We start from the raw sequence: 17,495 nt of genomic DNA on the forward strand, positions 1-17,495 counted from the left end.
ACCATCTGTTGTTCGCCAAGGAACCTGATATGAAGTTTAACGAATACCACCGTTACGATGCCGTCGGCTTGGCAGAGCTGATCCGCAAAAAAGAAGTGTCGGCCGATGAAGTGTTGCAGGCAGCTTTAAACCGCTTGGACGAAGTCAACCCCAAGCTCAATCTGTTGGCGCACGATTTGCGCGAACGCGCGGCGGCGTGGCAGGGGTCGTCTGAAAATGCCGATACGCCGCTGGCGGGCGTGCCGTTTTTGCTCAAAGACCTGCTGGCGGATTGGGAAGGCGCGCCGACATGGTCGGGTTCGCGCATGATGCAGCATTACATTGCCAAGCAAAACAGCGATTTGACCCAAGCCTATCTCGATGCGGGGCTGCGCGTATTCGGCAAAACCACCACGCCCGAATGGGGCGCGTATGCCGTTACCGAAACCGAAATCTACGGCATCACGCGCAATCCGTGGCATTTGGACTATACCGCGGGCGGCAGCAGCGGAGGCGCAGCGGCGGCAGTGGCTTCGGGCGTCGTACCCGCAGCACACGGCAGCGACGGCGGCGGTTCCATCCGCTTACCCGCGCACAACTGCGGCGTGTTCGGGCTGAAACCCACGCGCGGCCGCAGCAGTTACGCGCCGAACGCATCGGAGGCGTGGCAAGGCTTGGTATGCGACCATGTGTTGACCCGCAGCGTGCGCGACAGCGCGGTTTTGCTGGACATCGCCGCCCAAACCCAAGAGCGCGCCCTGTATGCCTGCCCGCCGCCGCCAGAAAACGGTTTTGCAGGCAGCCTGAAACAAGAAACAGGTCGTCTGAAAATCGCTTTTTGGAAGCAGACATGGTTTGGCGGCGGCAACGACGAAGGCACGGAAGCCGCGTTCGCCCATAGTTTGAAACTAATGCAAGATGCGGGACACGAATTGGAAGAAGCCGCGCCCGATTTTGCGCCACCCGAACAGCTCAACCGCGCCGCCCGCGTCATCGTTATGGGCGAAACGGCAAAACTGTTCTACCAATATCAATACGAAACCGGACAAAAACTGCCGCACCGCCTACTTGAGCCGACAACGTGGGCAATGATTGTGCAGGGTCGGCAAATCAGCGCGGGCGAAATGGCATGGGCGCGCGACGTGATGCTGGCGCAGGAGCGTGCCGCCAAAGCATTTTTTACGCGCTACGATATGTTGATGACGCCCGTCTGCCCGCGAACCACGCCGAAAATCGGCGAGATGATGCCGCCGCCCGCCGCGCAAAAAGCCATGCGCCTGCTGTTCGGCACGCTGCGCTTGGGTTTTCTGTTGAAAAACAACCCGTTTTTAGAAAAAGAAGCCGCCACGACGCTGCAATACGTCGGCTATACATCGCCGCTGAACATGAGCGGCAACCCCGCCATGAGCGTGCCGCTTTACCGGCATCACGGGCTGCCCGTCGGTACTCAGTTCGCCGCCGCACACGGGCGCGAAGACACGCTGTTCCGCCTCGCCGCGCAGTTGGAACAGATACAGCCGTGGGCGGACCGCCTTCCTCCCGTATAATCCCCATTTTTCAGACGGCCTCCATACCATGCAGGAAATCAACGAACTCATCCAAACCGAAACACCCACCATCGTCGGCGAAACACTCGACTTCATGCTCTACGAATGCAGCCTGGACGAAGCCCCTGCGGCGGAAGACATTGCCCGCTGGCGCGACATCCTGCGCGCGCGCGGCGGCAAATTCCTACGCCTGGCCGACCTCTGCCAAACCTGGCTGGACGGAGAAGGCGCATGAAGCTGCCGCGCAACAAATACACCCTGTTTGCCGCCGCCTGGTTTGTCCTTTTATGGGCCGCCCTGTTGCGCGAAAGCGGCGGACACATGCCGCCGCCTTTTCCGCATTTCGACAAAGCCGCCCACTGCGCGGCCTTCTTCGCCCAATTCTGGCTCGCCGCGCGTGCCTGGCTGGAAGCCGGCCGCCGTCCGCCCTATCTGCCGTTGGCCGCCGCCGCGCTGATTTTGGCTGCCGCCACGGAAACGGCGCAGGCGTGGTTTACCGCCCACCGCAGCGGCGACCTGCTCGACGCACTGGCCGACCTTGCTGGCACCGCCCTCGCCCTGTTGCTGGCGCGGCAGGTTTACCGCAACCGGCGCGGTATGTAAAACAGGCCGTCTGAAAAGGCAAAACGGCGGCCTCAACCGTTTAATCCTACGCCAATTCGTCCAATTCCGACTGCAAAATCAGTCCGTAATCCGCGCTCAACACATATTTCCCGTCTTCCAAATCCTGTGCGTACCGCGCAAAAAAACCGTATAAGGAATCGGCTTCCTTGCTGCGGATCGGGTCGTCGTGCCACATTTGGATAATCTGTCCGGCCGTGCCGTTTCCGGTCGGATCCAAATCAATCATTTTCCCGTTGCCGCCGCCGTCGGCCGTCAGCGGAATCCATTTCGGATTCCACCATAAATCCGGTTTGATGCCCGCATCCTCAGGCTCGCAACCGAACGGCGTGCCGTCATCCTCTGCAAACAAACCTTCTTCATACAACTGTTTCCAAATCCGGTACTCTTCGATAATCCGCCTGACCGACAACCATTCTTCTCCCGCCAGCACGACCTCTTGGCCGGCTTCGCCGTCGGCAATGCGGTACAGTTCTTTGAAATCTTCCGGCAACGCATAGCCCAATTCTTTTTCCAATTCGGCAAAATCGGCTTCGTCCGCGCCTTTGTTCAAAGAAAAATCCGCTTCGTGTCTGACTGACGCTTCGGGATACTGCCATTTCAGCCTTTCCAGCTGCGCATTGATTCTGTCAATTAACTGTTTCATCCTGTTTCCTTTCCTGTTTCGGTTAAATGACAACAAACGGATAACCTGCTTATCCGCGATGCAAAACATATTTTCAGACGGCCTTCCCGCTTTGCCTGCCGCTCAATCCGCCAACACACCCAAATCGTGCAGTGCGTGCCAAATGCCGTCTTCGCCGGCCGGCGGGCAGATATGGTCGGCAACGGCTTTCAATGCGGGATGCGCGTTGCCCATCGCCACGCCGAAGCCGACTGCGTGCAGCATTTCCATATCGTTCAAACCGTCGCCGAAAGCCATGGCATCGTTCATGGTCAAACCGAGTTTGTCCAGAGCCGCGCCTATGCCCCGCGCTTTGGAGCCGTTTCGCGCCAAAATGTCCATGCCGTATCGGTGCCAACGCGTTGTCCGCAGCGAAGGCGGCAGGCCGTTTTCGACTTCCGCCGCTTCGTCTTCGCCATAAAAGGCCAGCATTTGGTAAACGGGCGTGTCCGGCGGCAGGCTGCCTGTTTGATAGGGAATGGACAGTGAGGACAGGGCTTCGTGCAGATGGCCGCTTGTGCCGGGTATGCCGATGCCGTTGTCCGACACCAGCGCATAGGCAGTGTTGCAGCGGCTAAGGTGCGCAACTGCCGCGTCGATGTCGGCCTGCGGGATGGGGAAGGCCGCCAACGGGCGGCGGCGGTATTCGACGTATTGGCCGTTGATGGCCACCAGCATTTCGATGCCGGTTTCGTCCATCAGGCGGCGGATGTCTGCGGGCAGGATGACGGGCGAACGGCCGGTGGCGATGGCGGTAACGATGCCCTGCCGTTTCAGTTTGCGCAGTGCTTCGCGCGTGCTGTCGGGCACGGTGCCGCTTTCTTTCGGCCTCAGGGTGTCGTCGATGTCGAAGAAGATGATTTTGGGCTGGGATGCGGGTTTCATGTGTTTTGCTTTTATCCGGTGGCAGGAAGGCCGTCTGAAAAGGTTGGAAACGGCTTTCAGACGGCCTTTTCAATATGGATGCCTGATTGTAGCCGAAGCCGTATTTTGCAGGCGGCAAGATGTTGCGGCAAGGCCGCCCTTCGTTTTCAGACGGCCTTCGGGCGGCTACGGCAGGATTTCGATTTCGGCCTGCGGTTTGACCAAAGCGTAAAGTTCGTCGATTTCGCCGTCGGTTACGGCAATGCAGCCGTGCGTCCAGTCGCGGTGCAGGTGTTGTGCGCCGATTGCGCCCATACCGTTCCTCATGCCATGGATTTTGATGTCGCCGCCCGCACTTTTGCCCTGCGCGGCGGCATAGGCGCGGTCGGCATCGTTGGGATAGGAAACGCCGAGGTTTTTATGATAGCCGCTGTTGGGATTGCGGTCGTTGATGGTGTAGCGGCCTTCCGGGGTTTTGCCGTCGCCTTCGAATTGTTTGTGTCCGACGGGATTGAAACCCAGGGCGACGGGATAGGTTTTCAGCAGCCTGCCTTGTGCGTCGTAGGCATCCATTTCGCGGTCGGCTTTGCGGACGACGAGTTTGGCGATTTCACTGTCGGCCGGCAGGGCGGGCTGTCTCAACAGATTTTGCTGCCGCGCACTCAATCCTGCGGTATTGCCTATGCTGAGGCTTTCGGGCGTGCCGCTTTCGTGTTTGAAAAATACATATACGCCACCGATTAGCAGGAATATAACGCCGCCAAATAAAACAGCGGCTGTTTTTTTCTTCATCATCTTTCCTTAATGTTTACAAGGGCGTCATATGGGGGCTGTGCTTTATGTTTCCGCTTGTTTTTAAAAACCTGCCTGTCAAATCGGAACATGGACGGCGGGATAAGGTTGTTCCGGCGGCAGCAGGATTTGTACTTCGTCCAGTCTGTTTTGTTCTACCAATTCGCGTATCTGCCGCGCCAGCGGGGTGATTTCGGTAATGTCCTGTATCCAGTCGTTCACATAATAGTTCACGGCTTCGCCGCTCAAACCGATTTGTATGCTGCGGTATGGCAGTGCTTTCAGTTGCAAATCGCGCTCGGGGTCCCATTGGATGCGGACGGGGCTTTGTGCTTTGAGCCTTTGCCAGTCGTCTTTGCCCATACCGGCCGGCGGATGACTCAGGCAGGCATGACGCAATGCCCATTCGAAGCCTTCGTGGCTGATGTCTATGGCGAGTATGCGTTTTTGCCCTTCGTCTTTCAGCCCCCAGCCCGCGCGATACATCATCCATAAAAAAGACGGTTTTATCCAGGTCATGCGTTCCATTTTAAAGGGCGGGGAAACGAATGTGCCGTGCGCCAAGGCGGCATCGGCTATGGGGTCGCTATATGCCTGATAAACGCGTATGGTGTGTTCGCCGTATACGGCGCGGATGGTGTTTTGATTCATCAAAATTTCCTTAACGGTTGAAACCACGCCCTTTGGGGCGGTAGGATTTGGGTTTGTTTGGGAAGGGCGTAACCCCTTCCAAATCAGGGCAACACACAGGGCTGCGCCTTATGTGCGGCCCTGTGTGTTGAAACATCGAAAAATCCTTTTTTGTGTTTATTGTCCTAAGACTCCACGTATCAGTATGAAGATGTTGTTGAGCAGCCAAACGGTCACGCCGGCCGAAAGTATGATGCCGAAGATGATCAGCAATCCCGTTTTCGTGGAGATGCGGCCGTTTGCATCGGGTAGTGCGGGCATCGGCGGGGCGTACTGTTTCCATAGTTTTCCGCCCAATATCCAAAACAGGGCAATGCCGCCCAAAACGGCGGTAATGACTAGGGAGAGTATGAGGTTTTTCAGGCTATACTCGCCTGTATATTTCCAAATAAGCAATGTGTTGCATGTGATTGCCGTGAAACTGTACAGGAGCTTTTTCATCTGCATCCCTCCTCTTGGAATCGGTATTCAGTGAAACTACCGTGCCAGCCATTCTTCCAACGCGGCTTTTAATTTCGGCACGGCTTCATCTATGTCGCGGTCTTCTATCAACAGGCTGGGGGCGAGACGGACGACGTTGGCTCCGGCCACTAAAACCATCACGCCGTGTTTGAGTGAGGCGGCGGTGATTTCGGCCGCCCTGCCCGCGTATGCTTCGGCCAATACGCAGCCGATGAGCAGGCCTTGTCCGCGCACGGTTTGGAATACGCCGGTTTCTTCGCCGATTTTCTGCAGGGCGGCGGTGAGTTTCGCGCTTTGGCGAACGGTATTGGCGCGGGCGGCTTCGCTGTTGATGATGTCGAAGGCGGCGCAGCCGACGGCGCAGGCCAGGGGGTTGCCGCCGAAGGTCGAGCCGTGCGTGCCGGGGCCGAACGACGGGGCGATGCGGTCGGTGGTAAGCATCGCGCCGATGGGGAAGCCGCTGCCCAGGGCTTTCGCGCTGGTCAGGATGTCGGGTGCGATGCCGCCGTGTTGGTAGGCGAAGAGTTTGCCGGTGCGCCCCATGCCGGTTTGGACTTCGTCGAATATCAGGGCGGCGTCGAAGCGGTCGCACAGTTCGCGCGCGGTTTGCAGGAACTCGGCAGTGGCGGGCAATACGCCGCTTTCGCCCTGCACGGGTTCGATGATGACGGCGCAGGTTTGCGCGGATACGGCTTGACGCAGTGCGTCGGGGTCGTTGAAGGGGACGTGGGTGATGCCTTCGGGCAGCGGGGCGAAGTCGCGGCTGTATTTGGGCTGGCCGCCGACGGAAACGGTAAACAGGGTGCGGCCGTGGAAGGCGTTGGTGCAGGCGATGATTTGGTGTTTGCCTTCGCCGTGGCGGTCGCGGGCGTATTTGCGCGCCAGTTTCAGGGCTGCTTCATTAGCTTCCGCACCTGAATTGCAAAAAAAGACCTTGTCGGCAAAGGTGTGTTCGGTGAGGCGTTTGGCCAGTGCCTGCGCGGGAGTTGTGGTGTAGATGTTGGAGATGTGCCAGAGTTTTTGCGCCTGTTCCGTCAGGGCGGACAGCAGGGCGGGATGGCAGTGGCCGAGTGCGTTTACGGCAATGCCGCCGGCCAGGTCGATGTACTCGCGCCCTTCGGTATCCCATACGCGGCTGCCTTGTCCGCGTTCGGGGATGATGGGGGCGAAGTTGAAGTTTGGAGTCAGGTAGTTTTGCATGATGCCGTCCGTGTTTTTTGTCGGTATGGACGGGGGATTATGCGCTGTTTGGCTTCAGGCTTCAATGTTCAGGCCGTTTGAACGGTTTTTCAGACGGCCTGTCGATACTGCGGGCACGGTTTACATGAAGCTGCTGAAACGGCCGCCGCCACCGCCTTTGATTTCCATGTCGCATTCGGGGAATTTTTCCGATTCCCCTTTTTCATAACGGAGGCGTTCTTCTTGGGTACAGAATTTGAGCTCCTGAATGCCCAAGCCGTCCATTGTGTCGTTAATCAGATTGGTCACATTACGGCCGCCTTCGTCGATACTGCCCTGCTTTTGCTCCATCGCGCGGGCAGCTTCTTTCAGCCCGGCCAAGGCCGGCTGCTTCAGGCATTCCACCAGGGTGTCGGCCTTGTCGTAATCTTGCTGTACAACCGGCAGGGCGCATTCGGAGCGTAACAGGCTTTTGCTGGTTTCAGATACGGTTTTGAAAACGCCTTGCGTAGCCGCACCCACCATATCCGCGCCCATTTGGCTGATGCTTTTCCAGTTTGTACCGTCTTTAGCGGCAGCCGAACCGCCTGCCAGTGTGATGCATAGGGCAAGTAGGATTTTGCGCATCATGGTTTAGCGGTGTTTATGCTGATTTTGATAATCTTCGTTCCATGCCTGAACGGCGGTGTTGGCATCGCGCGCTATGGAATGCACGGTGTTGCAGGCCGACAAGATGCCGCATAAAACGGCAAACAAAATTGCTTTTTTCATCGATTGTTCCTTAATGGTTGGTGCTTTGCCGTTGAGGACGGCCGGATCAGAATTTATTGGGGATGTTTCAACACAGGGCTGTGTTTTATAGCGGGCAAACAAAACGGCGGCATTCTAACCGATTTTTTCAGGCCGTCAATAAACCCGCCGCTTCAAAAAACGCCCGATACGCCGCCGCCTTCTTCGCCAAACTCAAAGGATAGGCGCGTGAGGTGGACGGCAGGCGGGTCAGGGTCAAGTCCCGCCCGGCAAACGGAAACGGCACGGTTTCACCCGTTTTCGGCATTTTGATGCCGCCGCCCTGAATATCGAGCAAGATTTCCGTTGCCTTACCGCCGGTGGTGCAGATATAGCAGCAGTCGGGCATCTGCGCCAACACCGCCGCCAAATCGACGGTTTCGACCACTTGCAGGAATTTGTCAGACGCATTGCCGTGTTCCCGTACGGCCTTTAAGACTGTCGGACAGGAAGCAATACCCTTTGTCCGCAGGAATGCTTTGATTTTCTCCGCGTCAAATGCTTTTTCAGACGGCCTCTGAAAGTATGCCGCATCATTGAAAAACACCAGCCCGTAAATGCGCCACATATCGTTTTGGAAATTCGGATAATGAAACTGCATCGCGCGTTTGTCTTCCGTAGGCGGGAACGTACCCATCATCATGACGGTTGCCGCCGGCGGCAGCAGGGCGGGGAAAGGATGGGTTTCGATGATTTGATCGGTCATGCTCGGTTTGGCTTTCCGTTTGTCGGTTTGAAGCTTTTCAGGCCGTCTGAAAGCATAGTGAATTAACTAAAAATGCTATTGTGTCGGCTTGCCTTGCCCTATTATCTGTACCGTCCGCAATTCGCCGCTTTGTCGCGTTGTTTTATTGACCGGCTTATTCCGTTGCGGCACGGAGAAGTTGTTTGCCCCAGCAGCTTGGGGGCAGCTTAGCTTGGGTTTCAATGCGGACAATATCGGCTTGCCGTGCATCCCACTGCAGCCGTTCCCCGCCCGATAAAGGCGGACAGGCGGCAGCGATCCGTTTGTCCAATAAAAGATCGAGTTTGGTGATTCTGTTTTGCTCAAGCCAAACCGTACCAAACGGCGGCAGTATCATCAGGCGGGCGACCCATTCGTTTTCCTCATCACGGCTCCGCTCTACTTCAGACCATTTAAGCGTCGCTCCCAACCACGGCACATCCTGCTCCACAGCTGTCGCCAGACGGCAGGAATCCAAGCGGTAATCGGCGGGCGACACGGGTTTGCGCCCCGACTTGTCCGCAAACCGCCACCCTATCGGTTCCCCAGTATCGCAATCCCAACCTTCAATCGGTATGTGTCCGGGCTGTTGTCTGGTTTCAAGATATACGCCGGATATACCGTAATCGTGCGCCACATGCTCCATTTCAGCCACTTTCACACCGTGCCAATCAAGCGGAACGGCAAACTCGGCTGTGGAAAAAGCCGCAAAATCAGGTTGCTTACCATACTTGACCGGCTGCACGGTCAGCTTTGCCCCTTTGGGCAACGGAATGCCGTCTATAACCATATCCTGCTGCAACTCCTGATTCGCAGAAGCAAAATAAGCCCTTTCGCGGAAATAAGATGCCAACCAAACGATACCCGCCAGCACGCCCAGCAAGACATATGCCCCGCTTATCGAGCGTATCTGCCGATTGTGCGAGCCAAACAGAGCCGCCAGGGCAACCAGCCACAAAACCGCAGCTGCAGCCGCAATAACAAGCAACCAAACAACTAGTGGCGCCAGTGCGCTTCCGTCCCCCATCATCTTTCCTTTTTAACGCATTCAGACGGCCTATTCCCTCTGTTCCCCATCTTTCGGCACAGGTCGGACAACCTTTTTACCCCAGCAATATTCGGGTAAATCGACATAGCTTCTTATCGTAACGACATCCGGCTGTTTGCTGTCCCATTCCAATGAGGCCCCCTCATCGGCAATCGCGCAGCCCTGCAGATTTTTTTGGCTAAACGACAAATTGATACTGCTTATCCGTTTGTCTGCGTCAAAATAAACCTTGCCCCAATAGGGCAGGTTCTCCGAAAGGATATCCGCCTCCCAATATGCCCCCAACTGCTCGTACCTCACCTTTTCCAAGGGCAGTTTCATCGCTTCCGGCCATTGCGGGACCGATACTTCCGCCGACTTGTCCAATAGGCATTCCAACAGCCTGTAGTCGGCCGGATTTGACGGTTTCCGTCCGTTCTCGTTCTTCACGCCCCAAAGGATATCGTTGTCGCTACGGCAACGCCAACCCTCCACTTCCACCACACCTCCCGTGCCGTTGCCGGAGCGCGTGGTCAAAGTCGCCTCATAATGTCCATCGTACTGACTGACAACACGCTCCATCTCACCAACTGTAACGCTTTTCCAATCAATCGGATGAAGGTATTCGACGCGGGAGAAGGTGGAAAAATCGGGGACTTTCTTTATCCCCATTTGAGGCTCTACAACCAACCTCGAACCGGCTGGTATGCGGATGCCGTCAATCAATAATTCCTTGTCATTCTCTTGATAACGGGATTCCTCATACGCCTGCTCTCCCATATCATCAATGACGGAAAGGATAAAACCCGACAGAATCAGCAAATTAAGCACTATTGCCAAAGTCTTGATTACGGGATTTTTAGCTACAAAAATTGCTACGATACTCGCAAGCCACACTCCGAAAGCAACAAGTATCAAAAAACCCAAGCCGTAAAATAAAGCGTCCAAACCCATATCCTGTTTCCTTCCCTGGTTTTCAGACGGCCTTCAATGCCGCCGCGAATGCCTTGATTTTCAAAGCATCTTTAATTCCTGCCGCGCTTTCCACACCGCCGGACACATCCACCGCCGCCGCCTCGCTGGTTTTCACCGCTTCGGCAACGTTCTCCGGCGTCAGCCCGCCCGCCAGAATCCACGTTTTACCGATGTTGCCGCGCAACAGTGTCCAGTCGAAACTTTGCCCCGTGCCGCCGTATTCGGTCGGATGGTAGGCATCGAACAACAGTGCGCGGGCATTGGGGAACTTGGTGCAGGCCGTCTGAATATCGGCAGCCGACCGCACGCGCACGGCTTTAAGATACGGCCGGTCGAACTGACGGCAGAAGTCATCGTCTTCGTCGCCGTGGAACTGAATCACGTCTATCGGCACTTGACGCAGGATTTGACGGATAACGTCCGGTTGCTCGTTCACAAACAGCGCGACTGCCGACACAAACGGCGGCAACACCGCCGCAATTTCCCTTGCCTGCACCGCCGTTACCGCGCGTTTGCTTTTGGCGTAAAACACCAGCCCGACTGCATCCGCGCCCACTTCGGCGGCAGCCAGTGCGTCTTCGGGGCGAGTGATGCCGCAGATTTTGATACGGATGGGTTTCATCAAAACTTCCTTTATGGTTCAGACTCCGCGCTTTTTAATGCTCAAAGCAAAGGGCTTTCGGCAGAAATATAACTCCTACCGGCGATAAAATACACAGGGCGTCGCTTATGTCGCATACTGTGCGTTAAAGCATCACTCATTTCTTTCAGACGGCCTATCCATACAGCGAAAAACGTAATCCGCCACCGTGCGATAGTCATACCCCAAACGGTTGGAAACGGCAGCGGCCAATGCCTGCTCATTTTCAGAATTGCCCATATCGGCAGCCAAATCGACAAACAAATCGGCAATTTCCGCCGCACCGATATTGCGAAATGCGGCGGCAAATCCGTCGGCCAGAAATTCCGCAGCATAATCATCGGCAAAATCAGCCCCCATATCGCACAGCAATTCGGCTTCGGCAATCAGAAAAACCGTACGCTGCCAATTATTCAAACCGTCCATTCCGTTCAGCCGCCCTGCTTCGACCGCCTCCGCAATCGCCCCTTCGACATCACGCATCGTCATAAACCGCCTTCAAACGGCCACAACCAATCGGGCGGCGGCGGCACGGGCAGGCCGAACTCGGGCGGATAATCCACACCCGTCAGATACAGCCCGTCCGGCATAAAGGTCGGCGGGGCTTTCAGACGGCTTTTTTCGGCCAACAGTTCGGCAAAACCCTGCATACTCAAACGTCCGTTGCCCACATACACCAGCGCGCCAACGATATTGCGCACCATATGATGCAAAAAGGCATTGCCGTGTAGATCCAAAGCCATCAATTGCGGTGTGCCGTGCAAAACCACGCTATATAAAGTTTTGACCGGAGATTTTGCCTGACACTGCGACGCGCGAAAACTGGAAAAATCATGTTCGCCGACCAACAGCGCGGCAGCAGCCTGCATGGCGGCAAAATCCAGCGGCGTATGCGTCCAACCGACACGGGCGGCCAACAACGGCGAACGGACAGGCGAAGATTGCAGCACATAACGGTAGCGGCGGCCGAAAGCATCAAAACGCGCATGAAAATGCGGCGCAACCCGCTTGGCCTGCCAAACAGCCACGCCTTGCGGCAACAGGCTGTTCACGCCGCGTATCCATGACTGCTCGCCGCGCTCGGCAGCAGTATCGAAATGTACCACCTGAGCCGTGGCATGCACACCCGTATCCGTTCGGCCTGCAGCAACGACATTCACCGTTTCACCGGCAATTTGACTCAATGCCGATTCCAAAGCCGCCTGAACCGAAACTACCCCGTCGGCCTGTTTTTGCCAACCGAAAAACCGACTGCCGTCGTAAGACAACGTCAATGCCCAGCGGCTGGTGCTTTCAGACGGCCTCTCTAATATCATGACCCTGCATTCCAAAAAAACATCATTAAAAATATCGGGCGGCATTATATCCAGCAGCTTAAATTCGAACCAGCCGCCATCGCAACCCCATGATAAAAATAAACCCCGAGTATAAACCCGGGGTTTCATTCCGATTACTGTCAGCCTCCGATACTGTTCAGCAATGCCCTCGATTTCGCCTGTATCTCACCGCTGGACTCTTCAATCAATTCATTCAAAGTCTCGCGGGCGGCCTCAGGATCACCAATCTCAATATACATTTCCGCCAATTCGTACTTCGCTTCAAGCGGGGCAGTCATACCGACCGATTCGGAAACGAATGCCGGTTTACTGTCGCCCTCGGCCATATCCAAATCAGACCAGTCAATGGCCAACTCATCGGACGAATCTGCCGAACCATCGTCAAAAGTAATATTGGTATCGCTGAAATCAACCTCGTTATCCGACCAACCTTTACTACCGGCTGCAGACACCTCAGGCTCAGCTTGAACCGCCTGTGCTTCCTGTACTTCCGGGATTTGCACGTTGAAATCAGGCAACTCGTCGGCTGCCACCGTCTCAACAACCTCCTCTTCGGCAACCTGAACTGTTTCAACGGCAGGAACAGATACCGGCTCAACCTCAGGAATTTCAGGCTCTAAAATTTCGGGAACTGCAACTTCAGGAGCAAAAGGTTCTTCAGCTTCAAACGAAAACGGCTCGACAGCTGCAGGTTGAGGCTCTTCGACCAAAGCTGTTTCAGGTACAGCAACAGGCTCGAACTCAACCGTTTCGGCAGATTCAACAGCTTCCACCTCAACCGACGGCTGGCTGACTTCAGCCTGCTCAACCGGCATAGGCTCCAATGCAAACGACAATGTCGGCACCGGTGTTTCAACATCAACCTTGACCGTTTCAGGTTCAGACAGCGCATCAGTATCAAATGGCTGGTCATCCACAACAAAAGCCAATGCCTCTTCCGCAGGCTCTGCTGTTTTTTCCTCTATAGGCGTTGCCGCAACCACCTCAGCAGGCTCGGGAGCGACAAATTCCAACGCATCTTCGACCGTTGTTTCAGTTGCAACTTGGATGTCCTCCGCAAACACCTCCTGTCCGGCTTGCGGAGTTTCGGCAACAGGCTGGATTTCTTCAGATGAAACCACTGCAAATTCCAGCGGTTCTTCAATTTCGGCAACCTGCCCGATATCATTTTCTGCCCATGAAACTGTTGCAGGCTCGACAATCTCGTTCTCTGCCACATATGCAACTTCGGAAGCCGGCGAAGCTGTTTTCCGTTCTTCGTATTTAGCAATTGCTTCGGGATTAGCCCACGAAGTAATGGTTTCCTCTGCCGCTTCGTTTTGCTCTGTTTCCACCGCTTCAGACCAATCAAGTACAGGGGCAGATTCGGTTGTTACGGTTTCAATAGGAGCAGGAGACGGTTCAACAGCTGGCGGGGTGACAGAAGCATCTTTGACCAGACCAAAATCATCAGGTTCAAATACGCTGTCGGTTGATTCAATATTGTCCCAATCGGCATTGGCTCGGCTCAGGGTTTCTTCATCATCCGTAACAGCACTACTCACAATGCCGGCTTGCTGCTGATCAATGGACAGCGCATTCAGATTTAAATCGAAGCCGTCATCCTGCGATGCAGGCTTATCGTCACCGACCACCTCGAAGAATACGTCATCGTCTTCTACATCATCTGCCGCCATCGCGGTTTCGGCCATTGCCGTTTCTTTAGTGATAGGTGCTTTCGGGTGTTCCGGCTTAGCTATGGGCTGATGCAAACGTATGCCATCATTCTGCTCATCAAACGGAGTTTCTTCTCCGAGTTGATCACCTTGGCGTGATTTGGCTGCGGCTTTGCGATCTAAAAACAGCTTGGCCAATAGCAAGATAATCGTCAAACCTATACCACCGGCCAAAACCAGTTTCCACAAAGAACCGCCTTCATCTTCCGAGCCGGTATCTTCGGCTTCCGCAGGCTGCGGCTTGATCTTGGCACTTTCCTCTTCGGAAACTACAGGCTGAGACGGTGTGGCAGGAGCCACCTCTTTAGATGCTTGCTGCACTTCCGAAATAGGCTGAACAGGAGGCACCTGTTCGGACGGTTTCGAATCCTCAACCACTTCCTGTTTAACTATCTTCTCTTGAGGCTCTGTAGCAACTGGTTCTTGTTTTTTAGGTTCTGTTTTTTCTTCAACAGGTTTTACCTGTTCTTTTTCTTTTGTTTCTGCTGCCGGCTTAATAGGGGGAGCCTCCTTCGCAGGCTTTTTCTCTACCTGAACTGAAGCCGATTGTTTGAACGAAGAAGGTAAATCTAAAACAACGCCTGCAAAAAGCTGATTGGGATTGCGGCCCAACTTTTTCTGGTTGGCATTGATTAACGCCCGAACTGCCTGATCTACCGGCATATTGGCGGGTTTCAGCTGTTCGGCAATAATTGTCAGCGTTTCGCCAGTCTGTACCGTATGCTGCCCGGATGTCGCTACCGGGGCGGCATCTATCTTCTTCTTACCCGAATCGGGAACCGGATTCTTTTTCTCGGCGGCTTCGCGCTCGGCTTTTTTAGCCTCGGCCACGGCAGCTTTCGCTTTGGCGCTGGAAGGATCAAGTACGGCCGTGTATTGACGTGACTGCCCTTTCACACCCATCTGAAACACGATGACAGGCTCATTAATGGCACCAGACGAACGCAGACTGACAATTGCATCATTGCCTGATTTGCGTACATTTGCCTTCAACCGATTATCGGACAAGTTGAGTTTGGTGCCCCTTAATAATTCTTTTGCTTCTTTTCCTGTCACGGTAACTGTTGCGGAAAATGGTTCGCCCAAACCGGAACTTACTCTCAACCCACCCAAGGCTGCTACGGAACCGGTGGAGGCCAACAGCGACACAGACAATGCTATCAGTTTGATTTTACTATCCACTTTCAAAATTTATCCCCTGATTATTCGGCGGCATGATTTCAACGCCCACAATTCAGCTTCCTATCATATCTTTTATTTACCTTTCTTGCCAAATTTAATCATAAGAAAATATCTATTACTCATACGTCTTGTCGCTATCTTGCCATTACGCTTGCCTACATCGCTTACGCATTCCCCACATCAACAACTTCCATCTCTGCCTTACCTCATTCAGGCAACCATGAAAAGGATGCAAAAATCAGCGGCTATCTGTATGATGGCGGTTTTCATTTAAATCATTCTTATATTTTTATTTATATGAAAGCTGCCAGCGATTTTATTGCCGTCATACTCTTTTTTCTAACCTACATCCTAACTAAGAATATTATTTGGGCAACGTCTGTTGCCGTTGTTGCCGGTATTGCCCAGGCGGCATTTTTGTGGTGGAAATTCAGAAAACTGGAAACAATGCAATGGGTCAGCCTGTTGTTAATCGTCGTTTTCGGCGGAGCCACCATTTTAACCGGCAACCGTACCTTCATCATGTGGAAACCAACCCTGCTCTTTTGGACCGGCGCCATTGCCATCCTAATCAGCAACATCATTAAGAAAAACGGTCTTCAAGCCCTACTGGGTAAAGAGATTTCGTTACCGGATGCCGTGTGGAAAAAATTGGCAATAAGCTGGATGTTCTTCCTTATTATTATGGGTTTTGTCAATTTAGCTGTCGCTTATCCTTTTTCCGCAGAGCGTGAGGCCGTCTGGAACAATTACAAATTTTTCGGTGCCATTCCGCTGACTTTCCTTTTTTCTTTGGCACAAGTTATCTATCTGAACCGTTACCTCCCCAAGGAGAACAAAAATGACTGAACAATACTATATGCTGCTGGCAACAGACGGCGAAGATGTGCATGAGGCACGCATGGCAGCCCGGCCCGACCATCTGGCCCGCTTGGAACACCTGCAATCTGAAGGCCGCCTGCTTACTGCCGGTCCAAACCCATTACCCGACAACGCCGACCGTGTTTCCGGCAGCCTGATTATCGCTTCCTTCCCCTCACTCGATGCAGCCCAAGAATGGGCGGAGCAAGACCCTTATGTAGAAGCGGGCGTATACGAAGAAATATTGATCAAACCCTATAAAGCGGTTTTTAAATGACGCTCTGCATGGAACAGCAAATTCAGACGGCCTTAGGGCATTTAAGTCCCGAGATATTCGAATTCTCCGACGAAAGCCACCTCCATGCCGGACATGCCGGCAATCAAGGCGGCGGACATTACCGCATCCTTGTGGTAAGTACGGCCTTTCACGACATCCCGCGCCTTCAGCGTCAAAGGATGGTTAAAGAGGCTTTGCACGAATGGTTTTCAGACGGCCGCATCCATGCCCTCAGCATCCGCGCGCTCACACCCGACGAATACTTCCATCAGATTTAAGCGAGAAACAAAATGAAAAAGCACTACTTCCTCCCTGCATTGATCATGGCACTGTTTTCAGGCGGCCTAATGGCCGAAACCCTGCTAACCGTAAACGGCAATAAAATCGACAGCCGGGAAATCGACCGGCAAATCAAACTGATCCGCCAAGACAACCCCCAAATTTCCGATTCGCCCGAACTGCGAAACGAACTTCTCAGCAACACGGTTACCCGCATGTTGGTCAATCAGGAAGCACGCCGTCTGAAACTGGAACAAGGGCAGGAGTTTAAAACCGCCAGCGAAAATGCACGCAAATCAGCCAAAGAACAAGGCGCCGACAAACATCCCGACTTCAAACAACAGTGGGAAGACTTCCAGGCCGAACTGCTGGCTGAAGCCTTTGTTGCCCACATCGTCCAAACCGACCCCGTCAGCGACCAAGAAGTTCACCAGACCTATGACGAAAGTAAAAAATACTACCAAGGCAGCAGCGAAGTCCGGCTTGGTGAAATACTGACACCCAAAAAAGCAGATGCCGAACAGGCCATCAAAGACCTGAAGGCAAAAAAACCGTTTACCGATACTGCCCGCAAATATTCCGCCGATCCAACAGTCAAACAAACCGGCGGCATCAATCCCGAATTTGATGCATTAAAAGACCTTGAACAAAGCGTACCGCCGATTTACGCCGCCGTAAAAGACTTGAAAAAAGGACAGTTTACATCCACACCGGTTGTCGGCAACGGCGTATTCGGCATTTTCTATATCCACGACAAACGTCCGCTGCAACTACCGCCATTCGAACAGGTTCAAAACAACATCCGTCACAACCTGCAGCAACAGAAAATCAGCCGGGCTGTCGGTGCGCTGTATCAAAAAGCCACCATTACCCCGGCAAACAAATAGGAAA

At 54.1% G+C, this 17,495-nt stretch carries 22 protein-coding genes; 7 read left to right on the top strand and 15 right to left on the bottom strand.

Features of this window, described 5'->3' with window-relative positions:
• The first annotated feature begins 29 nt into the window (after positions 1–29).
• Genes BM261_RS06545 through BM261_RS06555 form a run of 3 tightly spaced genes read left to right on the top strand, consistent with a single transcriptional unit; the run spans position 30 to position 2,129 of the window.
• On the top strand, positions 30–1,526 hold the full coding sequence (locus tag BM261_RS06545) for an amidase (protein ID WP_074896498.1): 1,497 nt from the start codon (positions 30–32) through the stop codon (positions 1,524–1,526).
• A gap of 28 nt (positions 1,527–1,554) precedes the next feature.
• Positions 1,555–1,761: a dioxygenase gene (locus BM261_RS06550; RefSeq protein WP_074896502.1), complete on the top strand. Its 207-nt coding sequence runs from the start codon at positions 1,555–1,557 to the stop codon at positions 1,759–1,761.
• Positions 1,758–2,129, top strand: coding sequence for a VanZ family protein (locus tag BM261_RS06555; RefSeq protein ID WP_074896506.1), 372 nt, complete (start codon positions 1,758–1,760; stop codon positions 2,127–2,129). Before BM261_RS06550 ends, BM261_RS06555 begins: the two co-directional genes overlap by 4 nt.
• Positions 2,130–2,175: 46 nt before the next feature.
• Here the strand turns inward: BM261_RS06555 and BM261_RS06560 are convergent, their stop codons facing one another.
• The 15 genes from BM261_RS06560 to BM261_RS06625 all read right to left on the bottom strand — a co-directional run bounded on the left by BM261_RS06560 (position 2,176) and on the right by BM261_RS06625 (position 15,187).
• Positions 2,176–2,793, bottom strand: coding sequence for an SMI1/KNR4 family protein (locus tag BM261_RS06560; RefSeq protein ID WP_074896508.1), 618 nt, complete (start codon positions 2,791–2,793; stop codon positions 2,176–2,178).
• A gap of 102 nt (positions 2,794–2,895) precedes the next feature.
• Complete coding sequence (locus tag BM261_RS06565) at positions 2,896–3,696, bottom strand: Cof-type HAD-IIB family hydrolase (RefSeq protein ID WP_074896510.1); 801 nt, start codon at positions 3,694–3,696, stop codon at positions 2,896–2,898.
• 165 nt (positions 3,697–3,861) lie between these two features.
• Positions 3,862–4,467: a L,D-transpeptidase family protein gene (locus BM261_RS06570; protein WP_074896514.1), complete on the bottom strand. Its 606-nt coding sequence runs from the start codon at positions 4,465–4,467 to the stop codon at positions 3,862–3,864.
• Between the two features lie 78 nt (positions 4,468–4,545).
• Entirely contained in the window at positions 4,546–5,118 is a 573-nt protein-coding gene (locus BM261_RS06575) for a DUF4291 domain-containing protein (protein ID WP_083426660.1), read from the bottom strand.
• 156 nt (positions 5,119–5,274) lie between these two features.
• Positions 5,275–5,598, bottom strand: coding sequence for a hypothetical protein (locus tag BM261_RS12430; protein ID WP_074896517.1), 324 nt, complete (start codon positions 5,596–5,598; stop codon positions 5,275–5,277).
• A 36-nt stretch (positions 5,599–5,634) separates the two neighbouring features.
• Positions 5,635–6,819: an acetylornithine/succinyldiaminopimelate transaminase gene (locus tag BM261_RS06585; protein ID WP_074896521.1), complete on the bottom strand. Its 1,185-nt coding sequence runs from the start codon at positions 6,817–6,819 to the stop codon at positions 5,635–5,637.
• A gap of 120 nt (positions 6,820–6,939) precedes the next feature.
• Positions 6,940–7,428 (bottom strand): hypothetical protein, encoded by a 489-nt coding sequence (locus BM261_RS06590; protein WP_074896524.1) that lies wholly within the window; start codon positions 7,426–7,428, stop codon positions 6,940–6,942.
• Between the two features lie 3 nt (positions 7,429–7,431).
• Positions 7,432–7,569, bottom strand: a complete 138-nt coding sequence (locus BM261_RS12670; RefSeq protein WP_172459029.1) for an L-rhamnose-proton symporter family protein — start codon at positions 7,567–7,569, stop codon at positions 7,432–7,434.
• A 127-nt stretch (positions 7,570–7,696) separates the two neighbouring features.
• Positions 7,697–8,293: a DNA glycosylase gene (locus tag BM261_RS06595; RefSeq protein ID WP_074896527.1), complete on the bottom strand. Its 597-nt coding sequence runs from the start codon at positions 8,291–8,293 to the stop codon at positions 7,697–7,699.
• A 154-nt stretch (positions 8,294–8,447) separates the two neighbouring features.
• Positions 8,448–9,341 carry a hypothetical protein gene (locus BM261_RS06600; protein WP_143095756.1) on the bottom strand — a complete coding sequence of 298 codons (894 nt, stop codon included), beginning with the start codon at positions 9,339–9,341 and terminating at the stop codon, positions 8,448–8,450.
• A gap of 27 nt (positions 9,342–9,368) precedes the next feature.
• Complete coding sequence (locus tag BM261_RS06605) at positions 9,369–10,292, bottom strand: hypothetical protein (protein WP_074896537.1); 924 nt, start codon at positions 10,290–10,292, stop codon at positions 9,369–9,371.
• Positions 10,293–10,314: 22 nt separating this feature from the next.
• Positions 10,315–10,935: a phosphoribosylanthranilate isomerase gene (locus BM261_RS06610; RefSeq protein ID WP_074896541.1), complete on the bottom strand. Its 621-nt coding sequence runs from the start codon at positions 10,933–10,935 to the stop codon at positions 10,315–10,317.
• A 132-nt stretch (positions 10,936–11,067) separates the two neighbouring features.
• Positions 11,068–11,442 (bottom strand): hypothetical protein, encoded by a 375-nt coding sequence (locus BM261_RS06615; protein WP_074896545.1) that lies wholly within the window; start codon positions 11,440–11,442, stop codon positions 11,068–11,070.
• Positions 11,439–12,269, bottom strand: a complete 831-nt coding sequence (truA, locus tag BM261_RS06620; RefSeq protein WP_074896764.1) for a tRNA pseudouridine(38-40) synthase TruA — start codon at positions 12,267–12,269, stop codon at positions 11,439–11,441. The genes BM261_RS06615 and truA overlap by 4 nt, the downstream gene beginning before the upstream one ends.
• Before the next feature lie 140 nt (positions 12,270–12,409).
• Positions 12,410–15,187 (bottom strand): FimV/HubP family polar landmark protein, encoded by a 2,778-nt coding sequence (locus BM261_RS06625; RefSeq protein WP_143095757.1) that lies wholly within the window; start codon positions 15,185–15,187, stop codon positions 12,410–12,412.
• Between the two features lie 297 nt (positions 15,188–15,484).
• Between BM261_RS06625 and BM261_RS06635 the strand changes: the two genes are divergently transcribed.
• Genes BM261_RS06635 through BM261_RS06650 form a run of 4 tightly spaced genes read left to right on the top strand, consistent with a single transcriptional unit; the run spans position 15,485 to position 17,491 of the window.
• Entirely contained in the window at positions 15,485–16,036 is a 552-nt protein-coding gene (locus BM261_RS06635; protein ID WP_049248267.1) for a septation protein A, read from the top strand.
• Positions 16,029–16,325, top strand: coding sequence for a YciI family protein (locus BM261_RS06640; RefSeq protein ID WP_074896558.1), 297 nt, complete (start codon positions 16,029–16,031; stop codon positions 16,323–16,325). The genes BM261_RS06635 and BM261_RS06640 overlap by 8 nt, the downstream gene beginning before the upstream one ends.
• The gene (locus BM261_RS06645; protein WP_074896562.1) at positions 16,322–16,603 is read left to right on the top strand and encodes a BolA family protein; all 282 of its coding nucleotides are present in this window, start codon (positions 16,322–16,324) and stop codon (positions 16,601–16,603) included. The genes BM261_RS06640 and BM261_RS06645 overlap by 4 nt, the downstream gene beginning before the upstream one ends.
• Positions 16,604–16,615: 12 nt before the next feature.
• A complete protein-coding gene (locus BM261_RS06650) occupies positions 16,616–17,491 on the top strand; it encodes a peptidylprolyl isomerase (protein ID WP_074896565.1) in 876 nt (291 codons plus the stop codon).
• Positions 17,492–17,495 lie beyond the last annotated feature (4 nt).

Source organism: Neisseria elongata subsp. elongata (assembly GCF_900113545.1).
Taxonomy (GTDB): Bacteria; Pseudomonadota; Gammaproteobacteria; order Burkholderiales; family Neisseriaceae; genus Neisseria; species Neisseria elongata.

Excerpts from the sequence above, each read along its gene's own strand:
- BM261_RS06545 (WP_074896498.1), top strand. The coding sequence starts at position 30 with ATGAAGTTTAACGAATACCACCGTTACGATGCCGTCGGCTTGGCAGAG.
- BM261_RS06550 (WP_074896502.1), top strand. The coding sequence starts at position 1,555 with ATGCAGGAAATCAACGAACTCATCCAAACCGAAACACCCACCATCGTC.
- BM261_RS06555 (WP_074896506.1), top strand. The coding sequence starts at position 1,758 with ATGAAGCTGCCGCGCAACAAATACACCCTGTTTGCCGCCGCCTGGTTT.
- BM261_RS06560 (WP_074896508.1), bottom strand. The coding sequence starts at position 2,793 with ATGAAACAGTTAATTGACAGAATCAATGCGCAGCTGGAAAGGCTGAAA.
- BM261_RS06565 (WP_074896510.1), bottom strand. The coding sequence starts at position 3,696 with ATGAAACCCGCATCCCAGCCCAAAATCATCTTCTTCGACATCGACGAC.
- BM261_RS06570 (WP_074896514.1), bottom strand. The coding sequence starts at position 4,467 with ATGAAGAAAAAAACAGCCGCTGTTTTATTTGGCGGCGTTATATTCCTG.
- BM261_RS06575 (WP_083426660.1), bottom strand. The coding sequence starts at position 5,118 with ATGAATCAAAACACCATCCGCGCCGTATACGGCGAACACACCATACGC.
- BM261_RS12430 (WP_074896517.1), bottom strand. The coding sequence starts at position 5,598 with ATGAAAAAGCTCCTGTACAGTTTCACGGCAATCACATGCAACACATTG.
- BM261_RS06585 (WP_074896521.1), bottom strand. The coding sequence starts at position 6,819 with ATGCAAAACTACCTGACTCCAAACTTCAACTTCGCCCCCATCATCCCC.
- BM261_RS06590 (WP_074896524.1), bottom strand. The coding sequence starts at position 7,428 with ATGATGCGCAAAATCCTACTTGCCCTATGCATCACACTGGCAGGCGGT.
- BM261_RS12670 (WP_172459029.1), bottom strand. The coding sequence starts at position 7,569 with ATGAAAAAAGCAATTTTGTTTGCCGTTTTATGCGGCATCTTGTCGGCC.
- BM261_RS06595 (WP_074896527.1), bottom strand. The coding sequence starts at position 8,293 with ATGACCGATCAAATCATCGAAACCCATCCTTTCCCCGCCCTGCTGCCG.
- BM261_RS06600 (WP_143095756.1), bottom strand. The coding sequence starts at position 9,341 with ATGATGGGGGACGGAAGCGCACTGGCGCCACTAGTTGTTTGGTTGCTT.
- BM261_RS06605 (WP_074896537.1), bottom strand. The coding sequence starts at position 10,292 with ATGGGTTTGGACGCTTTATTTTACGGCTTGGGTTTTTTGATACTTGTT.
- BM261_RS06610 (WP_074896541.1), bottom strand. The coding sequence starts at position 10,935 with ATGAAACCCATCCGTATCAAAATCTGCGGCATCACTCGCCCCGAAGAC.
- BM261_RS06615 (WP_074896545.1), bottom strand. The coding sequence starts at position 11,442 with ATGACGATGCGTGATGTCGAAGGGGCGATTGCGGAGGCGGTCGAAGCA.
- truA (WP_074896764.1), bottom strand. The coding sequence starts at position 12,269 with ATGATATTAGAGAGGCCGTCTGAAAGCACCAGCCGCTGGGCATTGACG.
- BM261_RS06635 (WP_049248267.1), top strand. The coding sequence starts at position 15,485 with ATGAAAGCTGCCAGCGATTTTATTGCCGTCATACTCTTTTTTCTAACC.
- BM261_RS06640 (WP_074896558.1), top strand. The coding sequence starts at position 16,029 with ATGACTGAACAATACTATATGCTGCTGGCAACAGACGGCGAAGATGTG.
- BM261_RS06645 (WP_074896562.1), top strand. The coding sequence starts at position 16,322 with ATGACGCTCTGCATGGAACAGCAAATTCAGACGGCCTTAGGGCATTTA.
- BM261_RS06650 (WP_074896565.1), top strand. The coding sequence starts at position 16,616 with ATGAAAAAGCACTACTTCCTCCCTGCATTGATCATGGCACTGTTTTCA.